The 12044-nt window shown below is 33.0% G+C and carries 10 protein-coding genes; 5 read left to right on the top strand and 5 right to left on the bottom strand.

Features of this window, described 5'->3' with window-relative positions; translation table 11 throughout:
- Positions 1 to 59: 59 nt before the first annotated feature.
- Entirely contained in the window at positions 60 to 1346 is a 1287-nt protein-coding gene (locus tag FN795_RS05925) for an anthranilate synthase component I family protein (protein ID WP_142449802.1), read from the bottom strand.
- Positions 1347 to 1556: 210 nt separating this feature from the next.
- On the opposite strand from FN795_RS05925, the gene FN795_RS05930 reads away from it, so the two are divergent.
- Both FN795_RS05930 and FN795_RS05935 read left to right on the top strand, forming a co-directional pair.
- Positions 1557 to 2450, top strand: a complete 894-nt coding sequence (locus FN795_RS05930) for a DUF4349 domain-containing protein (RefSeq protein WP_142449803.1) — start codon at positions 1557 to 1559, stop codon at positions 2448 to 2450.
- A gap of 209 nt (positions 2451 to 2659) precedes the next feature.
- Positions 2660 to 3037, top strand: coding sequence for a DoxX family membrane protein (locus FN795_RS05935; RefSeq protein ID WP_026728810.1), 378 nt, complete (start codon positions 2660 to 2662; stop codon positions 3035 to 3037).
- Positions 3038 to 3091: 54 nt separating this feature from the next.
- Here the strand turns inward: FN795_RS05935 and FN795_RS05940 are convergent, their stop codons facing one another.
- Positions 3092 to 3634, bottom strand: a complete 543-nt coding sequence (locus tag FN795_RS05940; RefSeq protein ID WP_142449804.1) for a lipocalin family protein — start codon at positions 3632 to 3634, stop codon at positions 3092 to 3094.
- Between the two features lie 185 nt (positions 3635 to 3819).
- On the opposite strand from FN795_RS05940, the gene FN795_RS05945 reads away from it, so the two are divergent.
- Positions 3820 to 4473: a hypothetical protein gene (locus FN795_RS05945; RefSeq protein ID WP_142449805.1), complete on the top strand. Its 654-nt coding sequence runs from the start codon at positions 3820 to 3822 to the stop codon at positions 4471 to 4473.
- Positions 4474 to 4528: 55 nt separating this feature from the next.
- On the opposite strand, the gene lpdA is transcribed toward FN795_RS05945, so the two are convergent.
- Both lpdA and FN795_RS05955 read right to left on the bottom strand, forming a co-directional pair.
- A complete protein-coding gene (lpdA, locus tag FN795_RS05950; RefSeq protein ID WP_035649234.1) occupies positions 4529 to 5932 on the bottom strand; it encodes a dihydrolipoyl dehydrogenase in 1404 nt (467 codons plus the stop codon).
- Between the two features lie 380 nt (positions 5933 to 6312).
- A complete protein-coding gene (locus FN795_RS05955) occupies positions 6313 to 6771 on the bottom strand; it encodes an Lrp/AsnC family transcriptional regulator (protein ID WP_035649236.1) in 459 nt (152 codons plus the stop codon).
- A gap of 337 nt (positions 6772 to 7108) precedes the next feature.
- Between FN795_RS05955 and FN795_RS05960 the strand changes: the two genes are divergently transcribed.
- A complete protein-coding gene (locus FN795_RS05960) occupies positions 7109 to 8341 on the top strand; it encodes an aminotransferase class I/II-fold pyridoxal phosphate-dependent enzyme (RefSeq protein ID WP_142449806.1) in 1233 nt (410 codons plus the stop codon).
- Between the two features lie 189 nt (positions 8342 to 8530).
- Here FN795_RS05960 and FN795_RS05965 read toward each other — a convergent pair whose 3' ends face one another.
- A complete protein-coding gene (locus FN795_RS05965; RefSeq protein WP_142449807.1) occupies positions 8531 to 10465 on the bottom strand; it encodes an amino acid permease in 1935 nt (644 codons plus the stop codon).
- A gap of 337 nt (positions 10466 to 10802) precedes the next feature.
- On the opposite strand from FN795_RS05965, the gene FN795_RS05970 reads away from it, so the two are divergent.
- Positions 10803 to 11960 carry a Gfo/Idh/MocA family protein gene (locus FN795_RS05970; RefSeq protein ID WP_142449808.1) on the top strand — a complete coding sequence of 386 codons (1158 nt, stop codon included), beginning with the start codon at positions 10803 to 10805 and terminating at the stop codon, positions 11958 to 11960.
- The last annotated feature ends 84 nt before the right edge of the window (positions 11961 to 12044 follow it).

Raw genomic sequence — 12044 nt, forward strand, 5'->3', positions numbered from 1 at the left:
ATGTTAAGCGTAGTATTATTTTTTGCCAAGTATTTATGGATTTATAGCTAAATAAAATTTTATTGTAAAACTTCATGCATTGCCTTAGCTTTCAGCAAACATTCTTCATACTCTTTTTCAGGAACAGAAAGCGATGTTATGGCACTTCCGACAGAAAATGAAACATATTTATTTTCCTGATTATACAAAATACTTCTGATCACTACATTAAAATCAAAATCACCTTCGGGCGTAAAATATCCGACGGCGCCGCTGTATAAACCGCGTTTAGTTTCTTCCAAATTTTCAATGATTTTCATTACCGAAATCTTTGGCGCACCTGTCATGCTTCCCATTGGGAAAGTTGTTTTTAAAACATCAACTGGCGAATATTGATTGTCTAATTTTGAAGTGATTGTTGAAATCATTTGATGCACCTGCAAAAACGAATAGATTTTACAAAGTTCTGTAACCTCAACTGAACCTTTTTGCGCTGTGTGCGAAAGGTCGTTCCTAACCAAATCGGTTATCATGATATTTTCGGCGCGTTCTTTTGCATCGTTTTCTAAAAAATATTTTGATTTTTCATCTTCTGCAGAATCCAAAAAGCGTTTTGAAGTTCCTTTTATCGGTTGAGAAATAATAGTTTCTCCAACTTTCTTCAAATAACGTTCAGGTGAAGCCGAAAGCAAATATTGTTTGTTATTTTTAAAGAAAACTGAAAATGGCGCTTGTGAAATAGCATTCAATTTTTGAAATTTTTCTAACGGATTTATAGTCGCGTTTTCAGCAAAAAATTCCATACAAAAATTAGCTTCATACATATCGCCTTTATGAATGTGTTTCAGCATTTTTGTCACTTTTTCAACATACAAATCTTTTGAGATTCGCTGCTGAATTGTTATATTTTCCAGACTTTCGACTTTTGACTTTTGACTTTCGACTATTTCACTAAAATCATCTTCAAGCTCGTCATCACAAAGCAATAAATACTGAATTTCGAGTTGATTTTCTTTCAATAAAAATATCTTTTTTGGCTGAAAGAAAAATAAATCAGGAAAACCAAGTCCGTCTGAATTATCCGATTTTAAATCTTCAATATCATTTTTTAAATCATACGAAAGATATCCAAAAAGCCAATCTTTTGTGGTTTGCTGATATTGTTTTAAATCTTCAAAAGCATTTTGGAAATCAGTTTTTACAGATGTAAAAGCATCAACAGCCAGCAGACAGTCAAAACTTGAATATTCCTGAGGATATGAATTGCTGTCCAGAAAAACAATCTCACGAAACTGTTGCGACCAAGTTAAAAGTTGCTGTTTGAATTGTTCTGAATTGGAAATATGTTTATGAATAGAAACTCTCAAAGAAGTATAAATTTTAAGCTTCAAAATTACGACAAAAAAAATCCTTCAATAAAATAAACCTAAAAAATATTGGCACACTTTTTAGTATATCGATTTTAACACTAATTCATAAAATTCGCCATTTGATTAAAAACTACTCTCAAATTTTAACAAGAAATCGTATTTACATTGTGTAAATATTTTATTTATTAATCAAATTTTAAAAATTTTATGAAAACAACTGCAAAATTAGGTTTGACCACCTTAATTCTTATTCTAGTATTATTTTCCTGCAAAAAAGCAGATTATGCTACAGCCGAAACTTCGGCAGATACTGTAACAATGGACAGTACAGCAATTTCATCATCGGCGGCTGTCGAAAAAAAGGACAGCAAACAGAAATTTATTCGAACCGCTGATATCAAGTTTAAGGTTAAAAATGTCGTCAAATCTACTTATGCAATTGAAAATGCTGTTCAAAAATTTGGCGGATTTGTAACTTATACCAACCTTCAAAGCAATATTCATGATCAGATCAAAACTAAGATTAGTCTGGACAGCACTTTAGAAACCACAAAATATTCAGTAGAAAATAATATCACAATTCGTATTCCTAACACACAGCTGGATACGGTAATAAAATCGATTGCCAAACAAATCGATTTTTTAGATTTCAGAGTCATTAAAGTTGATGATGTATCGTTAAAAATGTTAGCCAATCAGCTTTCGCAAAAAAGAAATAGCGTTACTGAAAAAAGAGTCGAAAATGCAATTGATTCAAAAGGAAAAAAAATCAATGATATTGTAGAAGCAGAAAATACACTCGCAAATAAAAAAGAAGAAAAAGACAATCGCATTATCGAAAACTTGTCTTTGCAGGACCAAGTTAACTTCAGTACTATTACTTTACAACTTTATCAAAATGAAACAATAAAACAGGAAATTACGGCAAGTGAAAAAGACAACGCTGCTTACAAACCAAATTTAGGAATCCAAACAATTGATGCTTTAAAAAGCGGTTGGTACATTTTAGAGTCTATCTTGATTTTCTTTATCAATCTTTGGCCGATTATTTTAATAAGTATTGGAGGCTTTTTTCTTTATAAAAAATATCTCAAGAAATAAGAAAAGTGTTAATAAAACAGCAATTTAATAATGAAAAAATCGTTATATTTGATATAGCTTTCAATTAATCCCAAAACATGGTCAGATCAATTGAAAAATCCTCAATAAAACAGAATTAAAATAGCAATTCTGTTTATGAGAAATTTATATTAGACGATTTCCAAGCACATTATTTATATTTTTTAACTTATTTAAAAATCCTAAGTATTATGAAAATTGCTACTATTATTGTCCGTGTTTTAATTGGTCTTTTGCTTCTTTTTGCTTCTATTAGTTTTTTCTTTCACTTAATGCCTGCAGAACCAGCAACCAATAATGATTTTAAAGCCTTCAACACAGGTTTAATGGCTTCTACTTATTTAATGCCCTTGGCTAAATCAATTGAATTGCTTTGCGGAATTGCATTTGTAACAGGACGTTATGTAACATTAGCTAATATTTTGATCTTGCCAATTACGGTAAATATCTTGTTCATCAATTATTTCCTGACGCCAGAAGGTCTTCCGATTGCCGGACTGTTATTTTTAGGCAACTTATTTTTGATTTACAGATATTGGGATAACTACAAAAGTGTTTTTACAGCCTAAATTATTTCATTTTAAAATAAAAACCCAGCACCTTTTAAAGTGCTGGGTTTTCTTTTAATTTGTTTTGTCATGTTTTACCCAGATAAGATCTGAAATTTTATATCCAATCTCTTGGGCTTTAATCAGAAAATCAGCTTTTATGCTTTCAGGAATAGTTGTTTCTCTGGAAAGTATCCACATGTATTTTAAACTTTCGCCTACAACAAGAGCATATTTATAATCCTGATCGATTGCGATAACATTGTACCCAGCATAAAAAGGACCAAAAAATGAGACCCTAAGCATACCAATATTGTCTTTTTTGACAAACTTGGCTTTCCCGATGCTTTCTTCCCACTTGTCTTTTTTGACATCATAGCCCCTGTTATCTACCTTTATAGTACCATTATCATTCAGCGAATATTCGGCGGTAACATTTATTAAATCTTTTTCCCATTTATAATCTAACCTTGCAATTTCGTACCATTTTCCTAAATATTTTGCCTTGTCAAAGTTGGTGACAGCAACAGCTTTTTTAGGAATAGTAGAACCGCAGGAATAAAGTACAGCTGCAATTCCAGCTCCAAGAAGAATTGGAGCGATATATTTATTTTTCATAATGTTATCTTTTTAATTATCATAAAGATAGCATCTGAAATACACATCTAATTTACAAAATTTTTCTGAAACTTTATATTTTTTAGCTATTAAAAATAATGTGGATAAAAAGAAAAAAAATCACACGTATTTTAGGATAATGTGTTCAAAAAGCTAAATTTGGAGAATCAATTTAGCCCTTAAAAATGAAAATAAATTTATTGCTAATTTTCCTGTTTTGTTCTTCTTTTTCCAGATCACAATCTGTCCAGGCAGTTGATTCTTTAAATATTGAAATATGCAAATCATTAGTTCAAAATAAGAATTTGGACAATGAAATAAGAATGAATACAATAGAAAAATCTCATATATACCCATACTTATTGAGATTTAATGACACAATAATTCAAAAAAAATTATTTACTCAGATTTATTATAGATTACTAAAAAATTGTGATGAATTTAAAACTCTTTTTCCTGCTCAACCATTCTCAAATGATTATTCCGAACAAAATAAAGAACCAATAATTAATATATCTAAAGAACAATGCAATCATTTTGACAAAATTTCAAAATACTATTATATTGAAGGAGGTGGCAAAAAAGTAGAAGTAACTTTAAGTGATAATTTATGGGTTGAAAAATTTGAAGACAATACTTATTCAAAATTGTATTTTAGAAAAAAAAACAATTGTCAATTTGAATTAGAATTTATTGAAAGTAATAACGTTTCGAGAGGGAACCTAAGTGTGAAGGGTGAAAAATATCTTTATAAGATATTTAATGAAGAAAATGAGACTTATAGTGTCTATTTAAAAAACAAAGAAACTTATTATATTTTTAAGATAATAAAGCAATAAAAAAAACGTCAGAAAAGTTTCTGACGTTTTTTTTAAATATGATTTACATAACAAATTATACGTGTATTGCTCTATTTTCAGTAGCTGCTAATGCCGCTTCTTTTACCGCTTCCGCGAAAGTTGGGTGCGCATGGCTCATTCTTGAAATATCTTCAGCAGAAGCTTTGAATTCCATTGCTGTAACCGCTTCTGCAATTAAATCTGCTGTACGCGCTCCAATCATGTGAACTCCTAAAACCTCATCTGTTTTTTCGTCAGCAAGGATTTTTACGAATCCGTCTAAGTCAGCACTTGCTCTTGCACGTCCTAAAGCTTTGAAAGGAAAACTTCCAGATTTGTAAGCAACTCCTGCCGCTTTCAATTGCTCTTCAGTTTGTCCAACTGCAGCAACTTCTGGCCAAGTGTAAACGACACCAGGAATTAAATTATAATCGATATGTGGTTTTTGACCTGCTAAGATTTCAGCAACCATAGTTCCTTCTTCTTCTGCTTTGTGTGCTAACATTGCTCCACGAACAACGTCACCAATTGCATAGATATTTGGAACGTTAGTTTGTAAATGATCGTTTACTTCAACTTGTCCTCTGTCTGAAATTTTAACTCCAGCTTTGTCAGCGTTTAATCCGTCTGTGTAAGGACGACGACCAACAGAAACTAATGAATAATCTCCTTCAAGAGTGATTGTTTCTCCTTTTGCATTTTCAGCCTGAACTGTAACAGCATCACCGTTTCTTTCAACTGATTTTACTTTGTGAGAAACATAGAATTTCATTCCTTGTTTTTTCAACACTTTAGTCAATTCTTTAGAAAGAGAACCGTCCATTCCAGGAATGATTCTGTCCATGAATTCAACTACAGAAACCTGAGCTCCTAAACGAAGGTAAACTTGTCCAAGCTCGATTCCGATAACACCACCACCAATGATTACTAAGTGTTTTGGAACTTCTTTTAAAGCTAAAGCTTCAGTAGAAGTAATGATTCTTTCTTTATCAATTTTGATGAATGGTAAAGAAGATGGTTTTGATCCTGTAGCGATTACAGTATATTTTGCTTCGATAGTTTCTGAAGTTCCGTCAGCTTTTGCAACTGCAATGTGTGTTGCATCTACGAAAGAACCTAAACCATTGAAAACAGTGATTTTATTTTTATCCATTAAGTAGTTGATACCACCTACAGTTTGATCTACAACGGCTTGTTTGCGCGCGATCATTTTCTCTAAATTGATTTTTACATCTCCAGAAACTTCAATTCCGTGATCTGCAAAATGAGCAATTTCAGCATAATGATGAGAAGAAGATAATAATGCTTTTGAAGGAATACAACCTACGTTAAGGCAAGTTCCGCCCAATGAATTATATTTTTCTACAATTGCAGTTTTGAAACCTAATTGTGCGCAACGAATTGCTGATACATATCCTCCAGGACCTGAACCTATAATGACTACGTCAAATGAACTCATAGTAATTTGTTTTTATTTTAGCGGTTACAAAATTAAGGAATAAAGTTCTGTTTGAAGTTTAATTTTCAATGTTTTTTGCGTGAAATTTTGGGTTGGGGTTTTACCGCAAAGAGCGCTAAGAATTACGCGAAGGTCGCTAAGTTTTTTGTTTTTAATCTCGCAAAGACGCAGAGTCGCAAAGTTTTGATACTAAATATTGTCATTTCGACTGAAAGGAGAAATCACACTAGTGAGTCGACAAAGATTGGAGATATACTTTGCGGAGTTTCATGTGTGATTTCTCCTTTCAGTCGAAATAACATACTGAGCGTTAGGCGCATTGATGGGCGTATCTACAGAAAAACCTTTGGCCCTTTGCTCCTCTGAACCTTTGTGCCTTTTTAAAAAGAAATCACCGTTGAGTTCTTTACTTCACTAATCATAAACATACTTTGCGTACTTCCAATATGTTGGAGTGAAGTCAGTTTGGTTACTAAAAATTCCCTGTAAGCTTCCATATCTTTTACTAATACTTTCAGAATATAATCATAATCACCACTTACATGATGACATTCTAAAACTTCGTTGAGTTTAATGACTTCACTTTCAAATTTCGTTAGGAATTCTTTAGTGTGCTGAATGAGTTTTAAATGGCAGAAAACAACGAATCCTTTTTCGATTTTAGATTTATCGACTAGGGCGACGTAATTTTTAATTATTCCTTCTCTTTCTAATTTTTTAATTCGTTCGTATACAGCTGTAACCGAAAGATCAAGTTTTAAGGATAATTCTTTGGTTGTTTTTTTACTATCGGTTTGAAGTAAAACCAAGAGTTTTTTATCTGTAGCGTCTAAAATCATTTTCGTTGGTTTTAAGAGATGAAAGAAAATCTATTGATTGGGTTTTATTAATTCAAATTTAGATTAAAAATCATTATAAAAACATATTTATAGTTTTAAAATCTAATTACTCACTTTATAGTTGATTAATTTTCTAATTAGATCTTATTTTGAACAAGATTTCTCTTGAAAATGAGTGCCCTAGCCCTGATAGAAGTGGAAATCCTTTTGTGTCTCGTTTTTTTAACGAGACACAAAAGGATTTCCACTTCTATCAGGATTAGCTCCTAGTAATTAAAACTAGTTTCAATCAACTTGAAACCTGAAACTTTAAACAAAACAAACAAAAACTATCTATATGAAAAACTTCAACCCAGCAGATAAAATTCAGGATTTGCAATACTTTGGTGAATTTGGCGGTGTGAATCCGTCGATTTCAGATTCTTCGACTTATACTTTTCTTTCGGCGAAAACTATGTTTGACACTTTTGAAGGAAATATGGAAGGCTGTTATTTGTATTCGCGTCATTCGTCGCCAAGTAATTTGTATTTGGATCAGGCTTTGGCTGCAATGGAAGGAACAGAAACAGCAAACGTTTCGGCTTCGGGAATGGGAGCGATTACGCCTACTCTATTACAATTGTGTGGCGCTGGCGATCACATCGTTTCAAGCCGAACTATTTATGGTGGAACTTACGCTTTCCTAAAAAACTTTACTCCAAGATTCGGGATTGAAACTAGCTTTGTTGACATTACCAAACTGGATGTTGTTGAAGCTGCAATTACACCAAAAACGAAAGTTTTGTATTGTGAAACAGTTAGTAATCCATTATTGGAAGTTGCTGATATTAGTGGTTTGGCTAAAATCGCAAAAAAGCATAATCTGAAATTGGTTGTTGATAATACGTTTTCACCTTTATCGGTTTCTCCAGCAAAATTGGGCGCTGATATTGTGATTCATAGTTTGACCAAATACATCAACGGAAGTAGCGACACAGTTGGCGGTGTAACTTGTGCATCGAAAGAATTTATTAATTCACTGAAAAATGTAAATTCAGGAGCAAGTATGCTTTTAGGACCAACAATGGATAGTTTGCGTTCGGCAAGTGTGATGAAAAATTTACGTACGCTTCATATCCGAATTAAACAGCACAGTCATAATGCACATTACCTGGCTGATCAATTCGAAAAAGATGGTTTAAAAACGGTTTATCCGGGATTGAAAAGCCACCCGAGTCATGAATTGTACAAAACGATGATTAATCCTGAATATGGTTTTGGAGGAATGTTGACAATCGACGTTGGAACTTTGGAAAAAGCCAATGAATTAATGGAATTAATGCAGGAAAGAAATCTAGGATATTTGGCTGTAAGTTTAGGCTTTTATAAAACTTTATTTAGCGCGCCAGGAACCTCAACTTCTAGTGAAATTCCGTTAGAAGAACAGAAAGAAATGGGACTAACAGATGGTTTGATTCGTTTTTCTATTGGTTTGGATAATGATATTGATCGTACTTACAAAATGATGAAAGCTTGTATGGTTGAGCTTGGGATTTTGAATTCGGCAATCCCGATAGCTATCGGGACGTAAAGAAGTTTACGCAGAGGTTCGCTAAGATTTCTCTCTCGCAGATTTGGCTGATTATGCTGATTATTGTAGGAATCTATAAAAAAATCTGCTAGATCTGCACAATCTGCGCGAGAAAATTTGAGTGAATTTTATATGAAAAAAGCCGTTCTGAAATAATCAGAACGGCTTTTCACATTTAACTTTTTACTTCTAACTCACAACTTGAGTATTTAATTTACTATTTTTTCTACTGTAAGTAAAGTAAATCAATAATCCGATTAACAACCAAACTGTAAAATAAATCCAGTTCCAAACGCTTAATTCAGCCATCATATAAAGACAGCAGATTAATCCCAAAAGCGGAATTAAAGATAGGTTTTTTCTAAAAGCCCAAACGGCTAATCCAACTAAAACAAAAAGGAAAATCCACATTGGAATTTTGTGTTTGAACAATTGAAAACCTGATTCATATTTTAATGAATCGTTGATTGGAAGTCCTTTTACAACTTCAGCATACTTAACCTCATCATCTTGATATTGGCTTAATAAATGCTCTAAATCTGAAGTTTCGGCTGTTTTATTATTAACCTCAATACTTTCTAAATAATTGAAAACTTTTGCTGATTCTTCTTTATTTAATGAAGTAACAATTGTTGTTGCATCGTTTATTTGCGCTTCATTATTTACAAATTCCATTGTCGCTTTGTTATTGATCACAAAAGCATAATACAATCCTACAATAATTAAAACTGGCAGAATATATTTTGAATTGATATAAGGCGTTTTGAATTTTCCTCTCGGAATTTCAGGTTTGTTTTGTAACACTAAAACTCCGGCACAAACTAATACAAAGGCAAATAAAGTTCCGATACTGCATAAATCGGTTACCATTGTCAGGTTTAAAAATAATGCAGGAACTGCTACTACAAAACCTGTTACAATTGTTGCAAAAGAAGGTGTTTTAAATCTTGGGTGAACAGTAGAGAATTTCTTTGGCAATAAACCATCACGGCTCATACTCATCCAGATACGAGGTTGTCCCATTTGGAAAACCAATAAAACACTCGCCATTGCCACTACTGCACTAACTGCAATAATTCCCGACATCCATTTTAGGTTTAATTTATCGAAAACAAATGCCAAAGGATCTCCAACATTTAATTCGTGATATTTTACCATTCCGGTTAAAACTAAGGCAATAGCAATATATAGAATAGTACAAATAATAATCGCCCACATCATCCCGCGAGGCAAATCACGTTGTGGATTTTTACATTCTTCGGCAGTTGTCGAAATCGCGTCAAAACCAATATAAGCAAAGAAAACTGCTGACACTCCTTTTAGAACTCCTCCAACTCCATTTGGTGCAAATGGATCCCAGTTTGCTGTATCTACATAAAATACTCCAACTCCAATTACTAAAAGAACTACGCAAAGTTTTATTACAACCATTAGGTTACTAGCGTTACGAGATTCTTTCATTCCTCTATAAACCAAAGCGGTAATCAAAATAATAATGAATAAAGCAGGAATATCAGTCACAAAATGAAAAGAACCAATTGTTGGTGCTGTTGTCCATGCTGTATGCGCCTGTTGTAAAGCTGTACTTAAATTTTCGAATGATTTTCCGCCTCGCATTAAAGCTTCTGCATCATTAAATCCGTTTGAAGCGGTTAGATAATCCATCTGAATCCATTGCGGCAAATGAATTCCGCCACTCTGGAGCAGTCCTGTAAAATAATCGCTCCATGATATCGCTACCGTTATATTTCCGACGGCATATTCCATGATTAAAGCCCAACCGATAATCCAAGCAATTATTTCTCCAAAAGCAACATAAGAATACGTATAAGCACTTCCTGAAACCGGAACCATCGAAGCAAATTCGGCGTAAGCAAAAGCGGCAAAACTACAAGCCAAAGCTGTAAACAAAAACAAGAAAATAACGGCTGGTCCACCATCTGCACTTGCTTTTCCGATCGTACTAAAAATACCAGCTCCCACAATTGCTGCAATTCCAAAAGCAGTTAAATCTTTGGTTGTAAGGTGTTTCCCCAATGCCTCATGTCCATCTGCTTCATTCTTTGCAACTTGCTTCAGAATATCTTGTACCGTTTTTTTTCGGAATAAACCTGATAACGCCATATGTGGTTTTGCTTTTAAATTAATTTATATCGGTCTTTGTGGTTTTATTTTGCAAATAATGCAAAAATTATCCTGATTTCAAATATATAAAACCATTTTGTTTTTTCTCAATATATTTTGCTGATAGATTTCGCAGATTAAAGAAATTTATTCTAATTTCTTTTTAGGATTTTTAATCTTGTAAATTTCCGATAATCATCGAGGAACAACTCATCATATTTTTAACATTTATTTCAAAAATTAAACAACAAAAATATATCTGTAACATCATAAAATGTAACATTTTAAGAAGATAGCACACTTATCATTTTAAACAATTTAATCTAAAGGTAAATTTATGGAAAAAATTTCAAGACGTTCTTTTGTAAATAAATTTGGAATGGGAGTTGGTGCTTCGGTTGTCATGACTTCACTTCCGTCTTTTTTAACCGCAGCAGAAAACAACCAACATTCTTATACCGGCAAAAAATTAAATGTCGCGTTATGCGGTTTAGGAAATTATGCCTCGAGAGTGGCACAAGGAATTCTCGCTTCTGAATACTGCACTCTGGCCGGAATAATAACCGGTACGCCTGAAAAAGCTACAAAATGGAAAAGTCAATATAATATTCCAGAAAAAAACATCTACAATTATCAAAACTTCGATGAAATTGCAAAAAACAAAGACATTGATTTAATATATGTTATAACACCAAACGGTCTACATAAAGAATTTACAATTCGCGCTGCAAAAGCCGGAAAACATGTCATTACCGAAAAACCGATGGCAATTTCAGTAAAAGATTGTGAAGAAATGATAAAAGCCTGCAATGACAATAATGTACAATTGGCAATTGGGTATCGTTTGCATTATGAACCAACTCATCTTGAAATAAAACGTTTAGGACAAGAGAAAGTTTTTGGGCAGGTTCGTTATATTGAAGCTTCTCTTGGTTATAAAATTCATGATCCGCTTGATACAAAAAGTACCGTCAATTTTAGTGACCGAAACGAATGGAGACTTAACAAAAAATTATCTGGAGGTGGTCCGTTAATGGATTTAGGAGTTTATTGCATTCAGGCAAGTCGCTATGTTTTAGGCGAAGAACCAATTGCAGTTACAGCGCAATTTGGAAAAGTATATAACAAACAAATTTTTTCTGAAACTGAGGAAAGTATTTCCTGGCAAATGGAATTTCCAAGCGGTGCAACTGCAAATTGCAACACAACTGTAGCTTATGATGTTGACCGATTTTATGCTTCCGCAGATGAAGGTTCGTTTGAATTAAGTCCGGCTTTGAGTTATGGTCCGTTTGAGGGAAAAACATCTAAAAGTCCGCTAAAATTCCCGGTAATCAATCAACAACAAACACAAATGGATGAAATAGCTAAACTATTATTAGAGAACAAAAAACTGCCTAATCATATTACTGGCGAAGAAGGTCTTAAAGATATTAAAGTGATCAACGCAATTTATAAAGCTGCTGAAACTGGGAAGAAGATTGCGATACTATAAATTTCTCCCGCAGATTTGGCCGATTGTACAGATTTTATTTTTAAATCTGCGTAAATCTTTAATTGATTTAAGCAAAATCCGCTA

This window comes from Flavobacterium resistens (assembly GCF_900182645.1).
Taxonomy (GTDB): domain Bacteria; phylum Bacteroidota; class Bacteroidia; order Flavobacteriales; family Flavobacteriaceae; genus Flavobacterium; species Flavobacterium resistens.